Origin of the sequence: Streptomyces sp. NPDC050564 (assembly GCF_044457265.1) — a bacterium.
Classification (GTDB): domain Bacteria; phylum Actinomycetota; class Actinomycetes; order Streptomycetales; family Streptomycetaceae; genus Streptomyces.
On the sequence record NZ_JBITGS010000012.1, the window covers coordinates 203,845 to 227,025 of the forward strand.

The following is a 23,181-nucleotide window of genomic DNA, read 5'->3' on the forward strand; positions in this document are numbered from 1 at the left end:
GCGATCCCACGGTACGGTCCGCGTCACGGCCCCCTGCCCGTACGGGGCGGCATTCCCTGGCGGGGGCCGGACGCAAACGCGACACGATCGAACTTGTCCGGTTCAACCACAGAGTCGACCGGAACTGACGCCTCACGAACGGAGGTTGACCGTTTCTACATTCACCTCGACCTTCAGAGCGCCCCTCAGAACGCGTTGTTGAACCCCCAGAGCATCTCGCTCGGCTGCCCGGCCCGCTCCCTCAGCTCCTCCAACACCTCGGTCAGTACCGGGTGTTGAATCGTCCTGAGGTCCGCGAGGTCCAGCTCCAGCAGGTCCGGCAGAATCTGCGGGTCCGGCAGATCCCGCAGCCGCTCCCCGGCGACATCGCACTCCAGTGCGTCGTCCCGTGCACCCATGTCCTCCCCCTTTTCCCTCACTCCGCTCCGGCACCAGCCGGGCAGGCGTTCCCTCACCCCGCCCCGGCGGCCGCCGGGCAGGCGCTCCCTCACTCCAGCTCGGCCAGCCGCTGTGCCGTCTGCCGGGCCGTCGGCTCACCCGTACCGACGGCGCCGTCCGGCAGCCTGGACCACTCGGCCCTGGCAGCCCGGTAGGCCTCGCGTGCGGCACGCGGGCGCGCCGCCGCCTCGTAGGACATACCCCGCCAGTGATGCGCCTGCGCACCCAGCCCCACGGCCTCCTCGCGGCGACGGTCCGTCGCCGCCTCCTCCTCGGCGTCACGCGCCGACTCGGCCGCGGCGCGGAAGGCGTCGACCGCGTCGTCGAGCCGGGCGGGCCTGCCCAGGCTCTGGTAGGCCTCGAACTGCGCCTGCCCGAGCTCCAGCCAGCAGCGCGCGGCCGTCAGCGGTTCACCGGCCTCCAGCGCCGCGAGCCCGAAGAGGTGCTCGGCCTCGCGCAGATCCACCCGGTCGCCCCGGGCCCGGTAGCGCAGCATCAGGGCGCGGCCGAGCAGCAGCAGACGGTGAGCGAGCTCCGCGCTGCCCGCGGGGGTTTCGGTACGGCAGTCGCGCAGCACCCGGATGGCCTGGGACAGGGAGTCGCGCGTACCGGGGCCGCCCGCGGGAACCGCCCGGCGCAGCAGCACTTCGCCCCATTCGGCGAGGACGTCCGCGTGCGCGGGTGCGTCCCGTGGCACGCCCCGGGAGGCCTGCTCGAACCGTTCGGCGGCGTCCTGGAGCTCGCGCGGGTCGCCCGACTCGGCGTATCGCGCCACCTTGATACGCCCCGAGCGCACCAACAGCGCCGCGCGCAGGCCCTGTTCGCGGGTCAGGCCGAGCGCCTCGTCGACGTGCGCCTGGGCGTCGTCCAGCACGCCGCCCGACTTCAGGATCGCGTCGACGAGGTCCAGGAGGATGCGCACCCGGGACGGCTCACCGGTGGCCGGCAGCCCGGGCTCGGAGCCGGGTTCCAGGGCGGCGCGCAAGGAGTGCGCGCCCTGTTCCGCGTACAGCCGGGCCTGTTCGTGGTCGGCGGTGGCGCCGGACAGACGCAGCAGGACGCGGCCGTGCGCCAGCGGCAGTTCGGGCGGTCGGTGGCGCCGGTCGGGCCAGGCGTCGGCGAACGCCTCCAGCATGCCGACCGCGCCCTGGAGCAGCGCGCTGTCGCCGCCGAGGCGCCACTGGGCCTCCAGCGCGCGCACCCGCTCCAGCGTGAGCCGCAGGGCTTCCGCGGCGTCCAGGTCGGGCGCGGCGCAGGCCACCGCGTACTCGCGGTCGGCGCGTTGCAGCAGATCGAGTGCGCCGCGCCGGTCGCCGCGGCGCCTGCGGTCGATGGCGGCGGCGTGCAACACCCGTGCCAGTACGGCCCGTTCACGCAGCGCGCGCGGGTGCGCGACGGCCCGCTCGGCGGCCGCCTCCGCCTCGCGCAACAGCTCAGCGCCGCCCTGCACCTCCCACAGCCGCAGCACACAGTTGGCGTACTCGGCCCACAGCTGCGGGTCGGCGCCCGCGGGCAGTTCGTGCTCGGTGGCACCGCGCAGCAGCTGTACGGCGTCGATGAGGTCCTGCACCATGCCGTCGGTGTCGAACTGTCCGACCAGGGAGTGGGCCCGGATCACCGCCGCGTGGGTGGGCCGCTCGTCGGGCAGATCGTCGCGCCCCCGGCCGCCGTACAGCGCGAACTGCTCCGGCAGCGGCATGAAGCGCTCCAGGACCCGCGCGGCGACCTCGGCGAAGGGCTGCGGGACCAAAGTGGCGCCGCCGTTGTCGCCGTTCTCGCCCGGATATCCGGCGCCCGGCGCGTACGGCCGCCCGCCGCCGCCCTCGCCGAGCTGCGCGAGCGCGAGGGCCGGGAAGTTGGGGCCGCCCTTGCCGAAGCGGTACTCGATGTACTCCGAGCAGTGCTTGAGCACCAGCATGGCCTCGTCGCGGCCCAGCGGCGACAGGAGCGCCTCCTGCACGCCGGGCGCGAACTCGTACCACTGGGCGCCGTCCGCGCCGAAGTCCTCCGCCTTGGCGCGTGACACCAGGCCGCTGAGCAGGACCTCGGCCAGTTCGGACGGTCCGGAGTCAGGCAGCATGGTGCGCTGCACGAGCTGCATCACGGGGAGGCTGAGCGGCGCCGCCGCCAGATAGCCGGCCAGGCGTCCGGCCGTCTTCGAGGCGTTGGAGCGGAACCGGCTGACCAGTTCGAGCGCGGACAGCCGGCGTCCGGCGCGGGCGGCCCGCGCGGGCGGATGGTCGTGGCGCACCCAGCCGACGGCACCGGCCACGGGCCCCGCACCGGTCCCGGACAGCAGCCGCGCCCAGGCGCCCAGCGCGGCGGGCTCCGGCGGCAGTACCGGCACGGGAAGCGCACCGGCGCGGGCCTCCGGCGGGGCGCCGGTCGGCAGCCGGACCTTCAGGGTGGCCGCGCCCGCGAGCGCCTCGCCACGCGTCAACTCGCCGTACGACACGGGCAGTCGGGTGCGGTTCCACATGCGCTGCGGCAGCGGCTGGAGCACGGCGGCGGGACCGAGCCGGGACAGGTGGTGCAGTAGCCGGTGGGCGTGGCCGCTGTGCCACAGCGGGCCCGCGCAGTCGCTGACGAGGAGGGTGATCCGGCGGCCCGTGGGATCGCTCAGCCGGTCGGCGGAGTGCAGCGGGGCCGCGCCGGGCTCGGGACTGCGGCTGACGGCGGGCTCGCCGTCCGGGCCCTGGTGCAGATGGCTGACCTCGATGTCCCAGAAGGCGCCCAACTGGCCGAAGACCTGCTCCAGTTCGGCGAACATCCGGTCCCACACCCGCATCGACGAGGAGGCGTCCATCACCAGCTGGAGTGCCGCGTCGGCCCGCGTCACCCCACGGAACACCGGCAGGACCAGACCGCCCGCCCGGGCGCTCAGTTCCGCGGTCGCCGTTTCGTCGAGGACCGTGCGCAGGGGCGGCGCCGCGGTCCGGTAGCCCTGCAGCGGCCGTAACGCGCGCTGGAGTTCGAGCGGGGCGGGGAACGCGGCCGCGGCGGGCACCCCGATCGGCAGCACCGTCACCCGGCCCTGCCCGTGCCCCTGCGGCGCGCCGTCCCGCGGCACGGGATACAAAGCGACACGCCGGTCCCCTCCCCCGTCCTGCGGCGGCGGTTCACCGCCGTCGCCGGGCGGCTCCGCAGCGGTGGCGGAGAAGTCCGTGCGCTCCGGGACCGGGGCGCACCCGGCCCCGGGCAGCGAGCCGGGCGCCGGGGCGCCGCCCTCGGCCGACTCGAGCGCATCCGTCGGGCGCGCCCAGCGGGCCAGCCAGAGACTGTCGCACAGCTGCTGGGCGTCGGGGTCGAGTCCGATCTGCCGCATCCGAACGATGAGTTCGGCGATCAAGTCGCCGCCGTGCGGGACGGCGTCTCCCGGGTCACCGGGAGTGTCTGGACCATGGCGCGCCGCGGCATCAGGCATCGGGCCTCACCTCGGACGGTCGAGTCGCTGGATGAGCAGGTCCGCGAGCCGGTCGCGACTGGGCGGGGCGGCCGCGTCGGTGAGGTAGATGGCGTTCAACAGCTGGTCTGCCGCGACCAGCTCGCTGCGCGAGCGCTCCAGGAAGTGGGTGATGAGATCGTCCCCGGCCCGTGCGGCCTCGTCGCCGAGATGGGCGCGTACGAAGGTGGCGAGCCGCTTGTGGTCCGGGCGCCCCAGTTCCAGGTGGATGCAGCGGCGCATGAGAGGGGCGGGGAAATCGCGCTCGCCGTTGCTGGTGAGCACCACGAAGGGGAAGGAGCGGCAGCGCACCCGGCCGTCGCGCACCCGCGCCTTGGTGCCGTCGGCGGTGAGCACCTCGGCCTCACCGCCGGGCAGCCGGTCGGCGACGCGCTCCAGCTCGGGAAGGGCGAACTCGCCCTCTTCGAGCACGTTGAGCAGGTCGTTGGGCAGGTCGATGTCGCTCTTGTCCAGCTCGTCGATGAGCAGCACGCGCGGGGTGTCGGACGGCAGCAGCGCGGTGCCGAGGGGGCCGAGCCGGATATAGCTGCCGATGCCTTCGACGGAGCCGGGAGCCCCGGGAGTGGCCGGATCGGTGCCCTGCGGGGCGGCGATCTGCACGTCCTGGAGCCGGGCGATCGCGTCGTAGTGGTACAGCCCGTCCTGCAGTGTGGACCGGCTGACGATCGGCCAGCGCAGCACATTTCCCAGCCCCAGTTCGTACGCCACCGAGTGCGCGAGCGTGCTCTTGCCCGCGCCCGGGCTGCCGGTGACCAGCAGGGGACGGCGCAGATAGAGCGCCGCGTTGATCATTTCGAGTTCCTCGGCGCCCGGCCGGTGCAGCTCGGCCAGATGCCGGTGTGCGCCCAGCCTGCGGTCCTCGGAGCCGTCACCGTTCCTCCCGGCCGCGTCCCGGCTCGCGAAGTCGCGCCAGGGGGGTGGGGCCGGGAGGCGGTCTATGCCGTCGTGGGGTTCACCGGCGCCTCGGTAGATGAGCCACTCGCTGGATTCGGTCATTGCCCAGTCCTCGTCGTCACTCGTCCACCATGGCCGCCGTCGAACATGCGGGAGCGTGCATCACCGTATCGACCCTCGGGGGGCCTCGAAAGGGCCCGGTACAGGCTCGTAACGGCCCAATTCAGTGCCGTAAAAGCCCAGTTCGACTTCATGGGCGCCCGGTAGGGCAGAGCGCCGGGTGCCGCGGTCATGGCGCCTCCAACAGGTCACCGGCCCCGGGCAGAGGCCGGCTGGGATCGTCGTAGAACAGGGCGATGCCGTCGGCCCAAAAAGTTTCCCGCAAACCCGCGCGCAGCCCCACCCGCAGCGCGTGGACGACTTCGGGAAGCCGCTCGGCGCTGCCCGCTTCCGCGATGGTGTCGCCCACACGCCGGTGGAACTCCCCACAGACGGCCTCTGGTTGGTCCGGCCGGCGCCGCCACAGCGCGACGCTGTAGCCGCCGTGCACGATCCGCAACAGCGCGAGCGGGTCGTCCTCGAAGCGGTGGTCGCCGTAACGGCACAGCACCGGCACCGTGGTGTGGGGCAGTCCGCGCAACGACTCCGCGGGCGGTACGGGTACCCGTCGCCCGTCCTCGCAGTCCAGGACTTCGGCCTTCGCGCCGTACGCGTGGATCCGCCGCCAGCGGGCCGCGCGCTCGTACTGCTCCTCGTCGGCGGACATCTGCCGGTCGACGAAGTCGCCCTCGTCCGGCAGCTGCTCCCGGTCGGCGCAGCGCACGACGACCGGCCGGTGTGCGCCGAGCGGCGGCGCGTCCGGCGCGAACCGCCAGGCGTCGACGTCCAGGCCGAGCAGCTGATGGGGCAGCGCCACCTGGAGAACCGCGGGCCGCCAGGGCTGGTCACACTGCCGAAAGGCTTCCGCCAGGGGCGCCGCGAGGCTGCCGGTGAGCTCGGTGAGCGGAATGCGCCCGGCCTCGCCCAGTCGCACCACCTCCCCGTCCGGACGGCCCACGGAGACCCGCCAGTCGCAGCGGTCCGGTTCCCAGCCCCGCTGCTCCAGTTCGAGCAGGGCGTAGGGGCGGGGCGCACCCTCGGCGACATGCGCCAGGGCGCGCGCCCTCTGTGCCTCCGCCTGATGCTCCGCACGGTTCAGCAAAGGCCGGAGGCCCTCGACCGGCTGCTGAGCAAGTTGGCGGCGGTACCTGACGCCAAGGTCCTCCGCGGCCCGCCACGCCCACCGCCACAAGGCCCGCTCCGCGCTCTCGGTATCGGCGTCGACGAAGGGGCGCTCGGCGCTCATGACCCGCACCACATAGTCGATGACCAGTTCCAACGCGCCGTCCTGGCGCGAGCTCTCGTACAGCGCCCCGAGGCCGTCGCGCCAGGCGCGCGGCGCCGGGTGCGGAATCGCCGCATGGCTGCCCAGCAGGGATTCAAGGATGCCGAACAGCTCGCCGGTACTGGCTGGAGGCGGCAGATCGGCGAGCCTGCCGAGCAACCGGGTCCGCTCGAACGGGCTGAAGGCGCGGCCGGGGCGCGCGCCGACCTGGCCCTGCACGTCGGCCCAGGTGTTGCCGTCGTAGTCGGGATGGCGCTGCCGGTCGCGGTGATAGCGGTCGTGGGCACGGAAGACGGCCTGGTACAGATCTTCGTGCTCGCCGCGCACCTCACCCGCCGGCACCGGCAGGGACCGTAATTGCTCCACCGCCGTGCAGGTACCACCGAGCCCCCGGTCCGCCTGCGACTTCAGGACGCCGACGACCTCACCCCGTACGGGATCGACGACCGGCCCTCCCGAGACGCCGGGCGGCAGCACATCGCCGCCCAGCCGGATCTGCTCGTCCTCGGACCAGCCGCCGAGGGTGCCCTGCACCGTGCAGGTCCCGTTCAGCCGGCGCAGCTCACCGCCCACCACGGACCATCCCGAGTACAGGACCTTCGCCTCTTCGTAGTACGCCACCGGTCGCTCGGTGACATAAGCGCAGTCGTGGTCGACGGACTCGCGCAGCCGGACGAGCGCAAGGTCCGGGGCCGGCCAACTGCCGCGCACGACAGCCTCGACATGCTGCGGGAGCGTCGTCGCCACCTCGCCCGCGACGGCGGACGTACCGCGGCCCGGCCCCGTCTCATAGACCACGGTCACCTCGCCCCCCTCCCCGCTCCGAGCCACATGCGCGCAGGTCAGAACCCAGTTCGGAGCGACGAAAAAGCCACTCCCGAGGAACGTGCCGGGCTCGTCCAGGGCATACCCGGACCCCGCGCGATGGATGCGCACCGTCGCCGCCGTGACGAGATCACGCAGCGCACGGTGAGCGTTCCCGGGGCCGCCCGGTGCGCCCGGGGCGTGCCCGTCCGTCATGCCCCGCCCCCGACGGAGGCGTCACCGGAGCCGCCGTGCGCCGGGGCGCCGGGGGACGCGCCCGCTTGCGGGTCTGCCGGTGGGTTCGCCTGCGTGTTCCGGCCGGTCGGGCCCGGCTGCGTGTGTCCGCCGGTGACGGTCGGGTGCGTGTGGTCGGTGGTGCTGGACCGCGCGTTCTCGTCGGTGGCTGCGAGGTCCGGTGGGCCGCCGTTCCAGGTGAGCGTCACCGTGATGCCGGCCTTGGCCTCGCCGTCCGCGAGGAGGCCGACCACCTTGCCTGCCTTGGCCGTCAGCTCGATCCCGAACTCGACACTGACCTCGTCGGGCCGCACCGCCCGCAGGGGCGCGGCCAGCGAACGAGCGACGCTGGTGATCACCGACTGCAGGCTCTCGACCTGCGCCTCCACCCGGTCGCCGAACCCTGTGTCCGTGTACGACAGCCCGCCGGACGGTTCCTCCAGCTCCTCGGCCCCCGAGATCCGGGCCCAGACCGGCGTCCCGTCCGGCATCTCGATCCGTGCGATCCGGGTCGCTGCGTCACCCATGGCATCCCCCGTTCCCCCACGCCCCCGTGGTACCGCCGACCTCGCAGGCTAGCCGCAGGGAAGCGGCCACGACAGAGGACCTCCGCGCGCAGCCCACCCCACCTATCCTTTTCCCAGCGTTCCACTTCACTTTCACCGACGGAGCACCATCCATGTACTTCACCGACCGTGGCATCGAGGAACTTGAGAAGCGGCGGGGCGAGGAAGAGGTCACCTTCGAGTGGCTCGCCGAGCAACTGCGGACGTTCGTCGACCTCAACCCGGACTTCGAGGTACCGGTGGAGCGACTGGCGACGTGGCTGGCGCGGCTGGACGACGAGGACGACGAGGAGTAGGGCACCCTTCGGGGCTTCGCACGCGTTGGACGTCACCTCTGGGGGCTTCGCACGCGTTGGACGTCACCCCTCGGGCCTGCGTACGCGTGGGCGTCACCTCCGGGGACGTCGTGCTCGTCGGTTCGTCCCTCGGGTCTCACGTCTCGTGCTCGCGGGCGTCAGTCGTAGGCGCGCAGGTGGCTGTATGCCAGGCCCAGGACGCCGTGGATCACCAGGAGCGTGCCGGCGGCGATCCAGCCGGCACTGCGGCGCCGTACGCCCCAGACGGTGAGCGGGAGCCCGGCGGCCAGCTCGGCCGTGGCGAGGTCACGGGCCTTCGAGCCGCGGAACCAGGACCCCAGGCTGCCGCCTTCCACCACGTCGAGTTCCGCGCGGACGGCGGCGCGCCACCCCGACCACTCGATCTGCTCGGCACCGGGCTGGATCCGGGCCACCTCACGGAGCCGGTCGGTCGGTTCACCCGGGCTGATACCGGCCGGAAGCACCATCCCCGCGCGCGTGAGGACGGCGAGCAGAGCTCGCACGCGCGTGCGCGCGTCCGCACCGGGGTCGGGCTTCGTCAACTGCTCCAGGGACTGCATGTCCAGCACCGGATCGAGACCGAGCCGCGCGGCCAAGGTGCGCATCGCCTCGTCCTCGCCGACCGGGGTGCCGTTCGCCAGCCATTCGTAGCCGACGGTGCGACGGAAGCCCGAGGCGAGAGTGCAGCCGCTGTGGTCGGCGTCCCACCACAGGGCCAGTACGGGCCAGGGGGCGCCGACGGCGAGGGCCGCCGCCCAGCCGGAGAGCACACGGTCGACGGGTTCCGCGCCGTGCTGCCAGGGCTTGCCCTCGGGAACCAGCACGCTCCACTCGGCACCGGCCCCGGTGAGCAGCATCCGCTCGCGCAACAGCTGGGCGGCGGGACTGACGGACTCGGGGTGCGCCCGGCACAGGAGCAGAGCGCCGGGGGCCGTGGCCGAGGACTCGCCGGGCACAGTCGACATGGCCCCACTTTAGGACGTTTTGCCCCCGCATCCCGCTCATGATCCCCAGAACAGGCGTCTTGACTTTCCGTAACCGCGATATATCGTGAATGACGAAGACGCGATATGGCGCGTCGAGTCCGGATTCGGCGGGGGTCCGGTCCGGTCGAGGAGGTCTGCACCATGCCCGAGTGGTCCGTCACAGAGCCGAGGAAGCTCACCTTCGACGACCCCGTGACGGCGCTGCATGTACGCGTCGTCAATGGAACTGTCAACGTCGTGGGCACCGACGAGGGTTCCGCCCGGCTCGAGGTGTCCGAAGTCGAGGGCCCGCCGCTGCAGGTGACCCAGAAGGACGGCACCCTCACCGTGGCGTACGAGGACCTGCCCTGGAAGGGCTTCCTCAAGTGGCTCGACAGCAAGGGCTGGCGCCGCCATGTGGTGGTCTCGCTGGCCGTCCCCACCGGCACCCGGGTCGAGGTCGGCGTGGTCGGCGCCGCCGCCGTGGTCTCCGGGGTGGACGCACGCGTGGAGGTCAAGGGCGTCACGGGCGACACGACACTCGTCCGCATCGCGGGTCCCGTACGGGTGGGCACGGTGTCCGGAAGCCTGGAGGCCCAGGCCGTCACCGGCGACCTCCGGTTCAACTCCGTCTCCGGCGACCTGACCGTCGTCGAGGGCTCGGGCTCCTCCGTGCGGGCCGACTCGGTGAGCGGCTCGATGATCGTCGACCTCGACGCCACGGGCACCCCGACCGACGTCCAGCTGACCAACGTCTCGGGCGAGATCGCCATCCGGCTCCCGCATCCGGCGGACGCGGAGGTCGAGGCGAACACCGCGAGCGGCACCGTCTCCAGCGCCTTCGAGGACCTTCGGGTCAGTGGACAGTGGGGAGCCAAGAAGATCACCGGCCGGCTGGGCGCGGGCAACGGCAGGCTGAAGGCGATGACCGCCTCCGGCTCCATCGCACTGCTCCGCAGGCCACCGACGGAGGACGGGCCGTACGACGACGATCCGGCACCCCAGGACGCGGCCCCGGCCGACGGTCCGATCGGCGACTCGACAAACACCCCGACCGACGGCCCGACCGACAAGAAGGTGCTCTGAAATGCCCCCCGTCTTCGCTCATGGCCGCCTTCGCCTCTACCTCCTCAAGCTGTTGGACGAGGCGCCGCGCCACGGGTACGAGGTGATCCGGCTCCTGGAGGAGCGCTTCCAGGGCCTGTACGCGCCCTCGGCGGGCACCGTCTACCCCCGGCTGGCGAAACTGGAGGCCGAGGGACTCGTCACGCACACCACCGAGGGCGGCCGGAAGGTGTACGCGATCACGGACGCCGGCCGCGCCGAACTGGCCGACCGCAGTGGCGAACTGGCCGATCTGGAGCTGGAGATCCGCGAGTCCGTGGCGGAGCTCGCGGCCGAGATCCGGGCCGATGTACGGGGCGCGGCGGGGGATCTGCGCCGCGAGATGCGGGCGGCCGCCACAGAGGCCCGGAGGGGCCCCAAGGGCGGCACGGGGGCCAAGGAACACGACGCGGAGACGGGCGACTTCGGGGACATCGGCGACTACCAGGACAAGGAGTCGTGGCGGGCGGCGAAGGAGGAGATGCGGCGCGTCCGGCAGGAGTGGAAGGAACAGGCCCGCCGCGCGAAGGACGAGAGCCGCCGCGCCCGCGACGAGGCCCAGCGCGCCCGCCGCCAGGCCAAGGAGGCCCAGGAGCGAGCCCGCGCCCAGGCCCAGGAGGAGATGCAGCGGATGGCCAAGCGCGTCCAGGAGCAGGTCCAGGACCACTTCGCGCGGGGCGACTGGCCGACCGGCGTGCGCGAGGGACTGACCGAACTGGCCAAGGAATTCAGCGACTTCGGCAAGAACTTCGGAAAGGACCTGGGCAAGGACTTCGGCAAGGACTTCGGCTTCGGCCGCACGGACACGAAGGCCGGTGCGACCGCGGAACCGGAGTACACGGTCACCCGCGAGGACTTCCCCGCCGACTACGAACCCTCCTGGGCCCACGAGGACTTCACCGGCAATCCCGCCCGCGACCTCGACCGCCTCCTGGACCGCTTCCGCGACGACATCCGCGACGCGGCCCGCGACCACGGCGTGACGGATGACCAACTACGCGAGACCCGCCGCCACTTGTCGACGGCGGCGGCACATATCGGGGCGGCGCTGCGCAAGCGTGTGTAGCCCGTCCGGCGGATGAGGACGAGCGCGAGGCGCGATACGAGGGCGGTCCGGGGGCGCAGCCCCCGGAGACGGGAAGGGTGGGGGCGGAGGGGCGACAAACGCCCCCACGCCCCACCCCGCGCACCTTCACCCCGCCTCGGCCACCCCGCCCCCGCCGCCGTACAGCACCCGCGTCACCGCCTCGTACGTAACCCCGTGATCGGCAAGCACCTCCGCCAGAACCCCGGGCCGCACGGTGAGCGCCATGAGCAGATGCTCGTCACCGATGTGCCGCTCACGTCGAGCGAGAGCGATCCGCAGGGACTGCGTCAGCACCTCCTTCGCCCCCTGGGCGAAGGGTCGCCGCCGGGCCCACCGGCCACCCCCACTCCCCTTCCCCGACCCCAATGCCCCTTCCCCGTGCGCCTCTTCGACCCGGGAGACGATCTCCGACAGGTCGATGCCCAGCCCGGAGAGGGCGTCCGCATCGGCACGGGAGAGACCGCCGCGCCGCCGCGCCTCGGCGAGGTCCCGCTCCACCGAGTCCCACCGACCGGCCAGCCCGAGCGACGCCAGGGCGAACGACCCCCGGCTCCCCTCCCGATCGAGGAGGGCGCACAGCATGTGCTCCGCCTCCACCGTCCCGGCCCCCGCCCGCTCGGCCTGGAGCACCGCCCCCTCGACGACAGCACGCGCATCCTTGGTGAACCGCTCGAACATCACTGCCTCCCGTACTTCTTGTGCACGGCCTGCCTGCTCACTCCGAGTTCCGCGGCGATCTCCTGCCACGACCAGCCCTGATTGCGCGCACTGCGCACCTGCACCGCTTCCAGCTGCTCCAGCAGCCTCCGCAGCGCGGAGACGGCCCGCAGCCCGACCCGCGGATCGCGATCACCCGCGCGCTCGGCAAGATCCGTTGCCTCGGTCATGATGTCAACCTACGTTGACACCCTCCGCCTGTCAACCACAGTTGACGCGCGACAACGGCCCGGAAACACGACAACGGCCGGCCCGGAAAACCGGACCGGCCGTTGTCGACAGAGCAACCCGCTAGGAGTTCGTCAGCACGATCTTCCCGAACTGATCGCCCGCCTCCAGCCGTTCGAACCCTTCGCGGGCCCGGTCGAGCGGCAGCACCTCGTCGATGACGGGGCGTACGCCGGTGGCGGCGCAGAAGGACAGCAGGTCCTCCAACTCGTCCTTGGTGCCCATCGTGGAGCCGACGATCTTCAGCTCCAGGAAGAAGACCCGGGTCAGTTCGGCGTGCGAGGGCCGGTCGCCGCTGGTCGCCCCCGAGATGACCACGGTGCCGCCGGGCCGCAGCGACTTGATGGAGTGCGACCAAGTGGCGGCACCCACCGTCTCGATGACGGCGTCGACCCGCTGCGGCAACCGCGCCCCGGACTCGAGCGCCTCCACGGCCCCCAGCTCGACGGCCCGCTTCCGCTTGGCCTCGTCGCGACTGGTGGCGAACACCCGAAGCCCGGCGGCCTTCCCCAGCACGATCGCGGCGGTGGCCACCCCGCCACCCGCGCCCTGCACGAGGACGGAGTCACCGGGCCGGACCCCGGCGTTGGTGAACAGCATCCGGTACGCCGTCAGCCAGGCTGTGGGCAGACAGGCGGCCTCTTCGAAGGACAGTTCCTTGGGCTTGGGGAGGATGTTCCACGTCGGTACGCAGACCTGCTCGGCGAAGGTGCCCTGGTAGCGCTCGGTGAGGATGGACCGCGGCTCCTTGGGGCCGACGCCGTGGCCGGTCTGGCCGATGACGGAGTGCAGCACCACCTCGTTGCCGTCCTCGTCGATGCCGGCGGCGTCGCAGCCGAGGATCATCGGGAGCTTGTCCTCGGCCAGGCCGACTCCGCGGAGGGACCACAGGTCGTGGTGGTTGAGCGAGGCGGCGCGTACGTTCACGGTCGTCCAGCCCGGCCTCTTCTCGGGGGTCGGGCGCTCCCCCAATTCCAGGCCGTTCAGCGGCTGGTCACGGTCGATTCGGGCGGCATAGGCAGCGAACATGACCTTGACGATAGGCTCCGCCCCCGGCCGGGGGAACCATGTCCCCCTGTGACACACGTCCCGCCGTCCCCGGCGCGGGGGTGAGCCCAGGGGATGTTGTTCCGTCCTCCGCCCGACCCGACCCGCACCCGCGGACCACGCCCGTCAGGGGCGCGGGGAACTGCGCGGCAACCCCCCACCGTCGCACACCAGAAGAACCACTCAGCGGGCTCTGGGGCGCAGCCGCAGATACGGGACGGGCAGGGGCGGAGGGGGCGAAAAACCACCCACCTGGACGCCTCCACGTAAAAAAATGGCCCCGCCGGGAAACCCGGCGGGGCCACCACGCACACCGCGTCAGCGGCGAGCAACCCCCTCGGCCCGAGCAGCCGCGGCCACCGCCGCAGTCACCGCCGGAGCCACCCGCTCATCAAAGGGCGAGGGAATCACATAGTCCGCCGCAAGATCGTCCCCGACGACCGCGGCCAGCGCATCGGCCGCCGCGATCTTCATGCCCTCGGTGATCCGGGACGCCCGCACCTGCAGCGCGCCCGCGAAGATCCCGGGGAACGCCAGCACGTTGTTGATCTGGTTCGGGAAGTCGGACCGCCCGGTCGCGACGACGGCCGCGTACTTGTGGGCGATGTCGGGGTGCACCTCGGGGGTCGGGTTGGCCATCGCGAAGACGAAAGCCCCCTCCGCCATCGATGCCACCGCCGGCTCCGGCACCGTACCGCCTGAGACGCCGATGAAGACGTCGGCGCCCGCGAGCGCGGACTCCAGCGACCCCGTCAGACCGGCCTTGTTGGTGATCTCCGCGAGCTCACGCTTGACGTCCGTCAGGTCGTCCCGGTCCTTGGACACGACGCCCTTGCGGTCCGCGACGGCGACATCCCCGAGCCCCGCCTCCAGCAGGAACTTGGCGATGGCGACCCCGGCTGCACCCGCGCCGGAGATGACCGCGCGCAGGTCGCCCAGCGACCGGCCGGTCAGCTTCGCGGCGTTGCGAAGCGCCGCCAGCGTCACGACCGCGGTCCCGTGCTGGTCGTCATGGAAGACGGGAATGTCCAGCCGCTCCTGGAGCTTCCGCTCGATCTCGAAGCACCGCGGCGCCGAGATGTCCTCCAGGTTGACGCCGCCGAAGGACGGCGCGAGCCGGGCCACGGTCTCGACGATCTCGTCGACGCCCGTGCAGTCGAGCGCGATCGGCACCGCGTCCACGCCGCCGAACTGCTTGAACAGAATCGCCTTGCCCTCCATGACGGGGAGCGAGGCCTCCGGGCCGATGTCGCCGAGTCCGAGGACCGCCGTCCCGTCCGTCACCACAGCGACGACGGACGACTTCCACGTGTAGTCGTGGACGAGCTCGGGCTGCTCGGCGATCGCGCTGCACACCTTCGCGACGCCGGGCGTGTACGCCAGGGACAGGTCGTCCTTGTCACGGACGGGCACGGTGGCCTGCACGGCCATCTTGCCGCCACGATGCAGCGCGAATGCCGGGTCGAAGGAATCGAGGGGCTCGGCCCCGCCTTCCTGATCCGTACTGCTGTCGCTGCGAGGATTGACGATCTCCGCTGCCACTTTGTTTTACCCCTTAAGTCTTCATTGTTTGAGGGTGACCACTCCTGGTTGAGGGGTGGGCGGGCACCGCACAAGCCCAGCCGCCGTGGTTGCGTACGGGCGTTTGCGCGACGGGCGCGCCGCACACGCGCCCTGAGCCCCGGATGAGGGGTGTAAAGAACCTTCTTACCCGACGGATGGTGTCGAGGACGAGTCCATAACGCGAAGGTCACACGCCGGTGACATGACTCATACCTGAATATATGGACAAGTCCGCGACTTGCCCCCATCTCGTCATGAGTGCCGCGTAGTGGCCGCCCGCATCCCGAGATGCACCGAAGATCTTCCGGCCGGAAGGACCGATTCCCGCATAAGGTCCGGCCTTGATGTACCGGCGAGTAGCGGTTTGGGGGTCACCCGTTATCCGATTTTGACATAGCGAGTCCCCTGAATGGCGCAGTCCAAATGGCAGGATGCCGTCATCACACGAGGTCGCGGCACCCGATGGTGTGTGTTCTCGTCGACCTATCGGCTCCCTCATCCGCCGGAGGAACCCAACATGACCGCAAGCTCCACCCGTCGTACGACCGCCATGCGCTCCCGGACAGCTGCGGTCGGTGCGATCGCGGTCGCTGGCGCCCTGATCCTCACCGGCTGCGGTGACCAGACGAAGGACAACTCGGGCAGCTCGACCGCGAGCACGAGCTCCGCGCCGCTGTCCGACAAGCTGCCCAAGGCGATCCGTGACGCGGGCGTCATCAAGGTCGGCTCGGACATCGCGTACGCGCCGGTCGAGTTCAAGGACAGCTCCGGCAAGACGGTCGGCATCGACCCCGACCTGGCGGACGCGATGGGCAAGCAGCTCGGAGTGAAGTTCGAGTTCCAGAACGGCACCTTCGACACCCTGATCACGGGCCTGCGCTCCAAGCGGTACGACATCGCGATGTCCGCGATGACGGACACCAAGGACCGCCAGGAGGGCATCGACTCCGACACCGGCAAGAAGGTCGGCGAGGGCGTCGACTTCGTCGACTACTTCACCGCCGGTGTCTCGATCTACACCCCCAAGGGCAAGACCCAGAACATCAAGACCTGGTCCGACCTGTGCGGCAAGAAGATCGTGGTGCAGCGCGGCACGGTCTCCGAGGACCTCGCCAAGGCCGAGTCCAAGAAGTGCACCGGCGGCAAGAAGATCGCCATCGAGTCGTACGACAACGACCAGCAGGCCCAGACCCGGCTGCGCGGCGGTGGCGCCGACGCCGGCTCCTCGGACTTCCCGGTCGCCGCGTACGCGGTGAAGACCTCCGGCGGCGGCAAGGACTTCGAGCTCGTCGGCGAGCAGGTCGAGGCCGCGCCGTACGGCATCGCGGTCGCCAAGTCCAACACCCAGCTGCGGGACGCCCTCCAGGCCGCGCTGGACGCCATCATCAAGAACGGCGAGTACGACAAGGTCATCTCCAAGTGGGGCGTCGAGGCCGGTGCCGTCAAGACGGCCACGGTCAACGGCGGCAAGTGACCGCAGATCCGAGCGGGCACTGAAAGGCAACAACACCCGTGACTGTTGACATCGACAAGACGGCGGGCCCGGAGGACACTCCCCCGGCCGGACCGGAAGCCATCAAGGCGATCCCGGTCCGGCACTACGGGCGGTACGTCTCCGCGGTCGTCGCGATCGCGCTCCTGGTCGCCGTGGTCTACGCGTTCTCCCAGGGCAAGATCAACTGGGGTGCGATCCCCGACTACTTCTTCGACCACCGCATCATCAACGGCGTACTCAAGACGCTGCTGCTGACGGTGCTCTCGATGCTGATCGGCGTCGTCGGCGGCGTGCTCCTCGCCGTCATGCGGCTGTCGAAAAACCCGGTGACCTCGTCCATCGCGTGGTTCTACATCTGGTTCTTCCGCGGCACGCCCGTCCTCGTGCAGCTGGTGGTCTGGTTCAACCTGGGCCTGGTCTTCACGTACATCAACCTCGGTCCGATCTACAAGGACTACTGGTCCAGCTTCATGACGCCGCTGCTGACGGCGCTGCTGGGCCTGGGCCTGAACGAGGCCGCGTACATGGCCGAGATCTGCCGGGCCGGTCTGCTCTCGGTCGACGAGGGCCAGACCGAGGCCAGCCACGCGCTGGGCATGAGCCACAGCAAGACCCTGCGCCGGATCGTGATCCCGCAGGCGATGCGCGTGATCGTGCCGCCCACGGGCAACGAAGTCATCAACATGCTGAAGACGACCTCGCTGGTCGCCGTGATTCAGTACTCCGAGCTGTTCCGCGTCGCCCAGGACATCGGCCAGACGTCCGGCGCCCCGGCGGAGATGCTCTTCCTCGCCGCGGCCTGGTACCTGCTGCTGACCTCGGTGTTCAGCGTCGGCCAGTACTACCTGGAGCGGTACTACGCTCGGGGTAGTAGCCGCACCCTCCCGGCCACCCCGTTCCAGAAGATCAAGGCCAGCCTGCTGTCGCTGGGCCGTCCGAGGGGAGGCATGGCATGACCGCCAATGTGACCAAGGCGGACTCCGCCACCACGACGATGGTCAAGTCCGAAGGCGTGCACAAGTCCTTCGGCCCCGTCGAGGTCCTCAAGGGCATCGACCTGGAGGTGAAGTCCGGCGAGGTCTTCTGCCTCATCGGCCCCTCCGGCTCCGGCAAGTCGACCTTCCTCAGGTGCATCAACCACCTCGAGAAGATCAACGCCGGTCGTCTGTACGTCGACGGTGAGCTGGTCGGCTACCGGCAGCACGGCGACAAGCTGTACGAGCTGCGCGACCGCGAGGTCGCGATGAAGCGCCGGGACATCGGCATGGTCTTCCAGCGCTTCAACCTGTTCCCGCACATGACGGCGCTCGAGAACGTCATGGAGGCGCCGGTCCAGGTCAAGGGCGTCAGCAAGTCCCAGGCCCGGGATCGCGCGGGCCAGCTCCTGGAGCGCGTGGGTCTTGCCGACAAGGCGAAGAACTACCCCTCGCAGCTCTCCGGCGGCCAGCAGCAGCGCGTCGCCATCGCCCGTGCGCTGGCGATGGACCCGAAGCTGATGCTCTTCGACGAGCCGACCTCGGCCCTCGACCCGGAGCTGGTCGGTGACGTCCTCGACGTCATGCGCGACCTCGCCGAGTCCGGCATGACGATGATCGTCGTCACGCACGAAATGGGCTTCGCCCGCGAGGTGGGCGACTCGCTGGTCTTCATGGACGGCGGTGTGGTGGTCGAGGCCGGCAACCCCCGTGACGTACTGACGGACCCGCAGCACGAGCGGACGAAGTCGTTCCTGTCCAAGGTGCTCTAGCGGCGCGCGGACCACGGCGGAGGGGCGGTACGGAGTTCTGTACCGCCCCTCTTTCATGCCCTCCCGGCTACGGCAGCAGCTCCGGGTTCAGGATCAGCTTGTGCAGCTGGTCCCGGGTCAGCGGCGGTGCCTTCAGCAGCGGCCCCAGCTGGCCCTTGCCCTGGAAGCCGCCGAAGTCCCGCACGAACAGGGCCCTGCCGTCCTTCAGCTTCAGAACCGCGGCGAACTCCGGCCCCATGGTCGGATACGAAAAGGAGCCGGGCTCGGGCTCGCCCGTCTGCCAGATGCCCAGAAGGCTGCCGTGGGACAGCTTCTGGGAGGTGCAGCCCACGCGCCCGCCCTTGGGTGCGTCCTTGCACGGGTCCTCGATCCCCTTGCCACCCGTCTTCGCCTGGATCTGCTTGGTGGTGGCCACGCGCACCGTGATGTATCCGACGCCGCCGTCCCGGCTCACGGCGTAGTCACCGTCGTAGGGCCCGACGGGCTTGGGCAGCGGGGCCTTCGGCACCTGCTTGATCAGCCGCATCAGCGAGACCTCGCTGATCTTGCCGGTCCCGGCGGGGAGCAGCTTCTGGAACCGGCCCGCCTTGGTGGTGAACTCGCCCGCGGTGGGCGCGCCGGCCACGCTCGCCCCCCGGCCGTCGTCGAGCACACCGGGCCCGAAGACCAGGCCGGTCGCGACGGCCGCCGCCGCGACGCCGGTCGCCGCCGCGCGCCGCCGCCACCGCACCCGCGCGGCCTGCGCGAACACGGCCTCGCTGCCGCGGCTCCTGGGAGCCGGCACCTGGTCCACTGCCCGCCCGAGCAGTTCCCTGACGTGCTCGGCCTCAACTTCCTTCTGGTTCATGCGTATTCCTCCCGCACCGCGGCCCTGAGCGCCGCGAGTCCCCTGGCCGTGTGGCTCTTGACCGTGCTCTCCCGCATCCCGAGCAGCTGGGCCGTTGCGGCCACGCTCAGGTCCTCCCAGTAGCGCAGCACGAGCACGGCCCGTTGCTTGGGCGCGAGCTGCGCGAGAGCGGCCCGCACCATGAGTCCGGTGTCGCTGTCGATCAACTCCCCCGCCACGTCCGGCACTTCGCCGTACGCCTGCTCGCGCCGCCAGAACCGGCGGCGGGCGGAGATGAAGGTGTTGACCAGCGTCTTGCGCGCATAGGCCTCGAGGTTTTCGAGGCGTCCGTGCCGTCGTGCGCCGAGGACGATCTTCACCAGGGTCGTCTGCACGAGATCCTCCGCCTCGTCGCGGTTGCCGCACAGCAGATAGGCGCTCCGGTACAGCGCCGTGCGTCTGCCCTCCACGAAGACGTGCAGAGCGGCTTCCTCGCCGCGCGTCATCGCGCCCCCTTCCCCGGCCCGCGGTCGCGGACCGTCTCACCCTTCCAGTGCGGTGGGGAGTTCCAAGGGACGCAGAAGAGGCGGTACGGATTTTCCGTACCGCCTCGATCGCCGCTCCGCCGGGGTTACTTGAGTGCGAGGAGAAGCGTGTCCGAGGGCGAGCACCACACCGGCCGGGCCTCTCCGAAGCCCTTCTCGCGCAGCACGCGCGCGTGCCAGGCGGCGGACGGCGTATCGCCGTCGGCGTGCTCGCCGTAGATCTCGAAGCGGCGGGCGGTGGGTGCGGCGAGGACGGGATCCTTCGCGGCCAGCTCCCACCATTCGGCCCAGTCGAGGGCGCCGTTCTTCTTGGCCTGATCCATATGGGCGTGCCGCTGCGCACGCTCGGCCGCGTTGATCCTGGGCGTCGTCTCGTCGATCATGTGGTCGGCGTTCATGAAGACACCGCCGTCGCGGACGAGTTCCGCGACCTGACCGTAGAGGGCCGCGAGGGATTCGCTGTGCAGCCAGTGCAGGGCCGTGGCGGTCAGGACGGCGTCGTAGGAGTCGTACGGCAGCAGCGTGGGCCACTGCGGGTCCTTGAGGTCGGCTGTGACGAACGAGACCCGGTCGTCGCCCTCGAAGGTGCCCTCGGCGATGGTGAGCAGCGCGGGGTCGAGGTCGACGCCCGTACTGGTGGCGCCGGGGAGGCGGGCGAGCAGCCGGGCCGTGATGGTGCCGGTGCCACAGGCGAGGTCGAGGACGCGCGGCTCGGGGCCCACCAGGGCCTCGAGCATGTCGAGCATCACCCGGAAGCGCTCCTCGCGGTCCGGCATGTACCACTCCTGCTGCCGATCCCAGCTCTCCTGCCAGGCGCGCCAGTCGGTTCCGGTGCTGACGGTCATGGAAGCCCCTTACTTCGCTCGCCCACGTAATACCCTGGAAGCACGATCATCTGTTACCTGACCGCAGCCACGACGATAGAGCGCGCCCGTAAGGACTACAAGTGGAACTGGCCTATTACTCGGATTACGCTGTCCGTCTCGTCAACAGCGAGGAGCCGGCCCGGGGGAAGGACTCGCTGACCTCGGTCGAGGCCGTCCGCGACCTCTTCGGGGGCAACTCGTCGGCGGCCCGCCGCGCCACCGACGCGGACGTCACCCGGTTCCGCTCCGTACGGGGCCGGCTGCGCGCGGTCTTCGAAGCGGCCGACGGCGGCAACGAGACCCTCGCCGTGGACCTGCTGAACTCACTCCTCCTGGAGTTCCCGGTGAGCCCGCAGATCTCCGGCCACGACTACCGGGACGACGACGGGCGCCCCCTGTGGCACATGCACCTGGCGGACCACCCGTCGAACGCGACGGCGGGCTACGCGGCCATCGCGGCGATGGGCCTGGCCTTCCACCTGACGGAGTACGGCGTCGACCGCCTCGGCCTGTGCGAGGCGTCTCCCTGCCGCAACGCCTTCCTGGACACCTCGACCAACCGCTCCCGGCGCTACTGCTCGGACCGCTGTGCGACCCGCGCCAACGTGGCGGCCTACCGCGCCCGCAAGCGCCTGGAGGCGGACCGGTCGGACAGCACAGGCCTGGCGGCCCCTGCCACCCAGCGGACGACGGCGACCGGCGACCGCTGACCGCCCTTCAGGGGCCGGTACCGGAACCGCACCTTCCCGAGGACGAGTTCCTCGGGAACGGTCCCGTAATCAGTGCTGTCGCCCCCGGCGAACGCGTTGTCCCCGAGCACCCACCAGCCCCCCTCCCGGCGTTCCGCGATCCGCTTGACGACCAGCAGATCCTGCTGGAACGGATGCCGCAGGACGACGACGTCACCGGGCCTGACCCGCGCCCCCCACTGCACGACGAGCCGATCCCCGTGCTGAAGCGTGGGAACCATGGACGGTCCCGTCACCTCGGCCGCCCCGAACGGCAGCACGGCCCTCCCGCGCTCGGTCTCCTGCGACAGCTCCGGCATCACCGGCACCTCCCCGGTCCTATCCTCCACCAGTCCCAGTTTCACCCTGGACTTTTGTCCTAAGCCCATGGGGGCACTCGCGAAAACCCGTCCCTCACGGAGTAATGTCCCACCTGAGAAGACGATCACGAGGAAGGACAGCTCAATGCTCTCCCGCCTGTTTGCCCCCAAGGTCAAGGTCAGCGCGCACTGCGACCTGCCCTGCGGTGTGTACGACCCGGCCCAGGCCCGCATCGAGGCGGAGTCGGTGAAGGCCGTCCAGGAAAAGATGGCCGGCAACGACGACCCGCACTACCAGGCTCGCGCCACCGTCATCAAGGAGCAGCGCGCCGAGCTCGCCAAGCACCACGTGTCGGTGCTCTGGAGCGACTACTTCAAGCCCCCGCACTTCGAGAAGTACCCGGAGCTGCACCAGCTGGTCAACGACACCCTGAAGGCCCTCTCGGCCGCCAAGGCGTCCACGGACCCGGCGACGGGCCAGAAGGCGCTGGACTACATCGCCCAGATCGACAAGATCTTCTGGGAGACCAAGAAGGCCTGACCCAGGCCGCGTTACCGGTTCGCCTTGACCGGCGAGCGGTGCACCCTCGCAGGTCAGCGAGTCTTCTGAAGGGGCTCGGCCGAACCCTCGGCCGGGCCCCTTCGGCGTTCCTCGAAGGGCGGGTTTCACGCCGCGCGGGCTCCCCCGCCCCCATGAAACCGCCGTAAAACCGCGGTAAGTCCGCAGCCCCGCACGCTGCTGCCATGACAACGCCTCGGGCTCACCGTCCTCGGCTACTTCTGGGCGCGCTCTGCGTACGACCGCGCCCGCTGAGCGGCTTCGAGGAAGTGGGGTGCGTTTCCGCGTCGTCCGGTGCGGTGCAGGTGTGCCGCCCCGTCGCCCTCGTACTGGATGTACTGGGTGATGTGGCAGTGCGGCGAGGTGTCGTGCGGAGGTGTCGTGCGGCGTGGGGGCGTGCCCCGCTTCCCCGAGACCGCTTGGACCGTCGGCCCGCTAGCGGGCCCGCTCCCGCAACAGCTCCAGCGCCGCACCCCGCAACTCCTCGCCCTCCAGGGCGCATACGCCGACACCGCGTCGTCGTACGCCGCCCGGTCGGCGCGTCCGGCCGCCTCCCCGAGGCGAGCCGAGGACATCGTCGGCTGGAAGCCACGCAGGCAGCGGAACCGCGAGCAGGACGGCGGAGCTGTCCACCTGTGTCTCGTCCATGGGTGAGGCGGTAGCCCGTGGCGGTGCCGCCGATCAGCTCGGCACCGAGCTGGGAACGGGCCCGCGAGACAAGGACCTGCAGCGCCTTCGTCGGATTCTCCGCGCGGGTGCCGGGAGCGCGGGACGTGGGATCCCTCCGGTCTCAGCGCTCCGGGCCCTCGTGTCGGCGCCGGATGTCATCCTGGTGCGGTGACTCTCGAGGACTTGGTCCGGCTGCGCCGGGCCCGCGACCGGATGGACCGTGAGTACGCGGAGCCGCTGGACATCGCTACGCTCGCGCGCAGCGCGCTGATGTCGCCCGGCCACTTCCAGCGGAGCTTTCGCGCGGCCTTCGGCGAGACGCCGTACACCTATCTCATGACCCGCAGGATCGAGCGCGCCAAGGCCCTGCTGCGCCGCGGCGACATGACGGTCACGGAGGTGTGCTTCGCCGTGGGCTGCACCTCGCTCGGCTCCTTCAGCTCCCGCTTCACAGAGCTGGTCGGCGAGACGCCGAGCGCGTACCGGGCCCGCCCGCACGACCACGGCGCCCCCATCCCGTCCTGCGTGACCCGGCGCCTGACCCGCCCGGCCCGCCACCCGAACCCGGAGGCGGAACCGGGCTCGCGCCTCTAGGGCCTGATCCGAACGACAGGC

General features: G+C 71.0%; 24 protein-coding genes. 9 read left to right on the forward strand and 15 right to left on the reverse strand.

All coding sequences use genetic code 11. From position 1 onward, the window contains the following. Nucleotides 1-185: 185 nt before the first annotated feature. The 5 genes from fxsA to ACIBK0_RS20920 form a co-directional block, all read right to left on the reverse strand. Nucleotides 186-398: an FxSxx-COOH cyclophane-containing RiPP peptide gene (fxsA, locus tag ACIBK0_RS20900; RefSeq protein ID WP_399081762.1), complete on the reverse strand. Its 213-nt coding sequence runs from the start codon at nucleotides 396-398 to the stop codon at nucleotides 186-188. Nucleotides 399-487: 89 nt separating this feature from the next. Beyond that, nucleotides 488-3,862, reverse strand: coding sequence for an SAV_2336 N-terminal domain-related protein (locus ACIBK0_RS20905; RefSeq protein ID WP_399081764.1), 3,375 nt, complete (start codon nucleotides 3,860-3,862; stop codon nucleotides 488-490). Between the two features lie 6 nt (nucleotides 3,863-3,868). Further along, a complete protein-coding gene (locus ACIBK0_RS20910; RefSeq protein WP_399081766.1) occupies nucleotides 3,869-4,897 on the reverse strand; it encodes an AAA family ATPase in 1,029 nt (342 codons plus the stop codon). 187 nt (nucleotides 4,898-5,084) lie between these two features. Further along, the gene (locus ACIBK0_RS20915) at nucleotides 5,085-7,199 is read right to left on the reverse strand and encodes a trypsin-like peptidase domain-containing protein (protein WP_399081768.1); all 2,115 of its coding nucleotides are present in this window, start codon (nucleotides 7,197-7,199) and stop codon (nucleotides 5,085-5,087) included. Beyond that, a complete protein-coding gene (locus ACIBK0_RS20920; protein ID WP_399081770.1) occupies nucleotides 7,196-7,744 on the reverse strand; it encodes a CU044_2847 family protein in 549 nt (182 codons plus the stop codon). The genes ACIBK0_RS20915 and ACIBK0_RS20920 overlap by 4 nt, the downstream gene beginning before the upstream one ends. A 152-nt stretch (nucleotides 7,745-7,896) precedes the next feature. Between ACIBK0_RS20920 and ACIBK0_RS20925 the strand changes: the two genes are divergently transcribed. After that, entirely contained in the window at nucleotides 7,897-8,079 is a 183-nt protein-coding gene (locus ACIBK0_RS20925; protein WP_005312030.1) for a DUF6104 family protein, read from the forward strand. Between the two features lie 158 nt (nucleotides 8,080-8,237). On the opposite strand, the gene ACIBK0_RS20930 is transcribed toward ACIBK0_RS20925, so the two are convergent. After that, a complete protein-coding gene (locus tag ACIBK0_RS20930) occupies nucleotides 8,238-9,065 on the reverse strand; it encodes a hypothetical protein (RefSeq protein WP_399081773.1) in 828 nt (275 codons plus the stop codon). 162 nt (nucleotides 9,066-9,227) lie between these two features. On the opposite strand from ACIBK0_RS20930, the gene ACIBK0_RS20935 reads away from it, so the two are divergent. Continuing rightward, the gene (locus ACIBK0_RS20935) at nucleotides 9,228-10,151 is read left to right on the forward strand and encodes a DUF4097 family beta strand repeat-containing protein (RefSeq protein ID WP_399081775.1); all 924 of its coding nucleotides are present in this window, start codon (nucleotides 9,228-9,230) and stop codon (nucleotides 10,149-10,151) included. A gap of 1 nt (nucleotide 10,152) precedes the next feature. After that, complete coding sequence (locus tag ACIBK0_RS20940) at nucleotides 10,153-11,235, forward strand: helix-turn-helix transcriptional regulator (protein ID WP_399081777.1); 1,083 nt, start codon at nucleotides 10,153-10,155, stop codon at nucleotides 11,233-11,235. A 126-nt stretch (nucleotides 11,236-11,361) separates the two neighbouring features. Here the strand turns inward: ACIBK0_RS20940 and ACIBK0_RS20945 are convergent, their stop codons facing one another. The 4 genes from ACIBK0_RS20945 to ACIBK0_RS20960 all read right to left on the reverse strand — a co-directional run bounded on the left by ACIBK0_RS20945 (nucleotide 11,362) and on the right by ACIBK0_RS20960 (nucleotide 14,790). Then, a complete protein-coding gene (locus ACIBK0_RS20945) occupies nucleotides 11,362-11,934 on the reverse strand; it encodes a Clp protease N-terminal domain-containing protein (protein ID WP_399081779.1) in 573 nt (190 codons plus the stop codon). After that, complete coding sequence (locus ACIBK0_RS20950; protein ID WP_121405930.1) at nucleotides 11,934-12,143, reverse strand: helix-turn-helix domain-containing protein; 210 nt, start codon at nucleotides 12,141-12,143, stop codon at nucleotides 11,934-11,936. Before ACIBK0_RS20950 ends, ACIBK0_RS20945 begins: the two co-directional genes overlap by 1 nt. Nucleotides 12,144-12,264: 121 nt before the next feature. Then, on the reverse strand, nucleotides 12,265-13,230 hold the full coding sequence (locus ACIBK0_RS20955; protein ID WP_399081781.1) for a zinc-binding dehydrogenase: 966 nt from the start codon (nucleotides 13,228-13,230) through the stop codon (nucleotides 12,265-12,267). A 336-nt stretch (nucleotides 13,231-13,566) separates the two neighbouring features. Further along, on the reverse strand, nucleotides 13,567-14,790 hold the full coding sequence (locus ACIBK0_RS20960; RefSeq protein ID WP_399081783.1) for an NADP-dependent malic enzyme: 1,224 nt from the start codon (nucleotides 14,788-14,790) through the stop codon (nucleotides 13,567-13,569). Nucleotides 14,791-15,328: 538 nt separating this feature from the next. Here ACIBK0_RS20960 and ACIBK0_RS20965 point away from each other — a divergent pair. Genes ACIBK0_RS20965 through ACIBK0_RS20975 form a run of 3 tightly spaced genes read left to right on the forward strand, consistent with a single transcriptional unit; the run spans nucleotide 15,329 to nucleotide 18,053 of the window. Further along, nucleotides 15,329-16,285, forward strand: a complete 957-nt coding sequence (locus ACIBK0_RS20965; RefSeq protein ID WP_399081785.1) for an ABC transporter substrate-binding protein — start codon at nucleotides 15,329-15,331, stop codon at nucleotides 16,283-16,285. 38 nt (nucleotides 16,286-16,323) lie between these two features. Next, on the forward strand, nucleotides 16,324-17,262 hold the full coding sequence (locus ACIBK0_RS20970; protein WP_399081787.1) for an amino acid ABC transporter permease: 939 nt from the start codon (nucleotides 16,324-16,326) through the stop codon (nucleotides 17,260-17,262). Continuing rightward, a complete protein-coding gene (locus ACIBK0_RS20975) occupies nucleotides 17,259-18,053 on the forward strand; it encodes an amino acid ABC transporter ATP-binding protein (protein WP_399081789.1) in 795 nt (264 codons plus the stop codon). The genes ACIBK0_RS20970 and ACIBK0_RS20975 overlap by 4 nt, the downstream gene beginning before the upstream one ends. A gap of 67 nt (nucleotides 18,054-18,120) precedes the next feature. On the opposite strand, the gene ACIBK0_RS20980 is transcribed toward ACIBK0_RS20975, so the two are convergent. The 3 genes from ACIBK0_RS20980 to ACIBK0_RS20990 all read right to left on the reverse strand — a co-directional run bounded on the left by ACIBK0_RS20980 (nucleotide 18,121) and on the right by ACIBK0_RS20990 (nucleotide 20,269). Next, the gene (locus ACIBK0_RS20980) at nucleotides 18,121-18,900 is read right to left on the reverse strand and encodes a hypothetical protein (protein ID WP_399081791.1); all 780 of its coding nucleotides are present in this window, start codon (nucleotides 18,898-18,900) and stop codon (nucleotides 18,121-18,123) included. After that, nucleotides 18,897-19,385 (reverse strand): sigma-70 family RNA polymerase sigma factor, encoded by a 489-nt coding sequence (locus tag ACIBK0_RS20985; protein WP_399081793.1) that lies wholly within the window; start codon nucleotides 19,383-19,385, stop codon nucleotides 18,897-18,899. The genes ACIBK0_RS20980 and ACIBK0_RS20985 overlap by 4 nt, the downstream gene beginning before the upstream one ends. A gap of 125 nt (nucleotides 19,386-19,510) precedes the next feature. Beyond that, nucleotides 19,511-20,269: a class I SAM-dependent methyltransferase gene (locus ACIBK0_RS20990; RefSeq protein WP_399081795.1), complete on the reverse strand. Its 759-nt coding sequence runs from the start codon at nucleotides 20,267-20,269 to the stop codon at nucleotides 19,511-19,513. 101 nt (nucleotides 20,270-20,370) lie between these two features. Here ACIBK0_RS20990 and ACIBK0_RS20995 point away from each other — a divergent pair, with 101 nt between their 5' ends. After that, nucleotides 20,371-21,000 carry a CGNR zinc finger domain-containing protein gene (locus ACIBK0_RS20995; RefSeq protein ID WP_399081797.1) on the forward strand — a complete coding sequence of 210 codons (630 nt, stop codon included), beginning with the start codon at nucleotides 20,371-20,373 and terminating at the stop codon, nucleotides 20,998-21,000. On the opposite strand, the gene sodX is transcribed toward ACIBK0_RS20995, so the two are convergent. Continuing rightward, a complete protein-coding gene (gene sodX, locus ACIBK0_RS21000) occupies nucleotides 20,904-21,338 on the reverse strand; it encodes a nickel-type superoxide dismutase maturation protease (protein WP_399081917.1) in 435 nt (144 codons plus the stop codon). The genes ACIBK0_RS20995 and sodX overlap by 97 nt on opposite strands. Before the next feature lie 145 nt (nucleotides 21,339-21,483). Here sodX and sodN point away from each other — a divergent pair, with 145 nt between their 5' ends. Then, entirely contained in the window at nucleotides 21,484-21,879 is a 396-nt protein-coding gene (gene sodN, locus ACIBK0_RS21005; protein ID WP_037937753.1) for a superoxide dismutase, Ni, read from the forward strand. A gap of 453 nt (nucleotides 21,880-22,332) precedes the next feature. On the opposite strand, the gene ACIBK0_RS21010 is transcribed toward sodN, so the two are convergent. Further along, nucleotides 22,333-22,545: a hypothetical protein gene (locus ACIBK0_RS21010; protein ID WP_399081799.1), complete on the reverse strand. Its 213-nt coding sequence runs from the start codon at nucleotides 22,543-22,545 to the stop codon at nucleotides 22,333-22,335. Between the two features lie 189 nt (nucleotides 22,546-22,734). Here ACIBK0_RS21010 and ACIBK0_RS21015 point away from each other — a divergent pair, with 189 nt between their 5' ends. After that, nucleotides 22,735-23,160: a helix-turn-helix transcriptional regulator gene (locus ACIBK0_RS21015; protein WP_399081801.1), complete on the forward strand. Its 426-nt coding sequence runs from the start codon at nucleotides 22,735-22,737 to the stop codon at nucleotides 23,158-23,160. The last annotated feature ends 21 nt before the right edge of the window (nucleotides 23,161-23,181 follow it).

Coding starts and splice junctions, on each gene's coding strand:
- fxsA (WP_399081762.1), bottom strand. CDS start 398: ATGGGTGCACGGGACGACGCACTGGAGTGCGATGTCGCCGGGGAGCGG.
- ACIBK0_RS20905 (WP_399081764.1), bottom strand. CDS start 3,862: ATGCCTGATGCCGCGGCGCGCCATGGTCCAGACACTCCCGGTGACCCG.
- ACIBK0_RS20910 (WP_399081766.1), bottom strand. CDS start 4,897: ATGACCGAATCCAGCGAGTGGCTCATCTACCGAGGCGCCGGTGAACCC.
- ACIBK0_RS20915 (WP_399081768.1), bottom strand. CDS start 7,199: ATGACGGACGGGCACGCCCCGGGCGCACCGGGCGGCCCCGGGAACGCT.
- ACIBK0_RS20920 (WP_399081770.1), bottom strand. CDS start 7,744: ATGGGTGACGCAGCGACCCGGATCGCACGGATCGAGATGCCGGACGGG.
- ACIBK0_RS20925 (WP_005312030.1), top strand. CDS start 7,897: ATGTACTTCACCGACCGTGGCATCGAGGAACTTGAGAAGCGGCGGGGC.
- ACIBK0_RS20930 (WP_399081773.1), bottom strand. CDS start 9,065: ATGTCGACTGTGCCCGGCGAGTCCTCGGCCACGGCCCCCGGCGCTCTG.
- ACIBK0_RS20935 (WP_399081775.1), top strand. CDS start 9,228: ATGCCCGAGTGGTCCGTCACAGAGCCGAGGAAGCTCACCTTCGACGAC.
- ACIBK0_RS20940 (WP_399081777.1), top strand. CDS start 10,153: ATGCCCCCCGTCTTCGCTCATGGCCGCCTTCGCCTCTACCTCCTCAAG.
- ACIBK0_RS20945 (WP_399081779.1), bottom strand. CDS start 11,934: ATGTTCGAGCGGTTCACCAAGGATGCGCGTGCTGTCGTCGAGGGGGCG.
- ACIBK0_RS20950 (WP_121405930.1), bottom strand. CDS start 12,143: ATGACCGAGGCAACGGATCTTGCCGAGCGCGCGGGTGATCGCGATCCG.
- ACIBK0_RS20955 (WP_399081781.1), bottom strand. CDS start 13,230: ATGTTCGCTGCCTATGCCGCCCGAATCGACCGTGACCAGCCGCTGAAC.
- ACIBK0_RS20965 (WP_399081785.1), top strand. CDS start 15,329: ATGACCGCAAGCTCCACCCGTCGTACGACCGCCATGCGCTCCCGGACA.
- ACIBK0_RS20975 (WP_399081789.1), top strand. CDS start 17,259: ATGACCGCCAATGTGACCAAGGCGGACTCCGCCACCACGACGATGGTC.
- ACIBK0_RS20980 (WP_399081791.1), bottom strand. CDS start 18,900: ATGAACCAGAAGGAAGTTGAGGCCGAGCACGTCAGGGAACTGCTCGGG.
- ACIBK0_RS20985 (WP_399081793.1), bottom strand. CDS start 19,385: ATGACGCGCGGCGAGGAAGCCGCTCTGCACGTCTTCGTGGAGGGCAGA.
- ACIBK0_RS20990 (WP_399081795.1), bottom strand. CDS start 20,269: ATGACCGTCAGCACCGGAACCGACTGGCGCGCCTGGCAGGAGAGCTGG.
- sodX (WP_399081917.1), bottom strand. CDS start 21,338: ATGCCGGAGCTGTCGCAGGAGACCGAGCGCGGGAGGGCCGTGCTGCCG.
- sodN (WP_037937753.1), top strand. CDS start 21,484: ATGCTCTCCCGCCTGTTTGCCCCCAAGGTCAAGGTCAGCGCGCACTGC.
- ACIBK0_RS21010 (WP_399081799.1), bottom strand. CDS start 22,545: ATGGACGAGACACAGGTGGACAGCTCCGCCGTCCTGCTCGCGGTTCCG.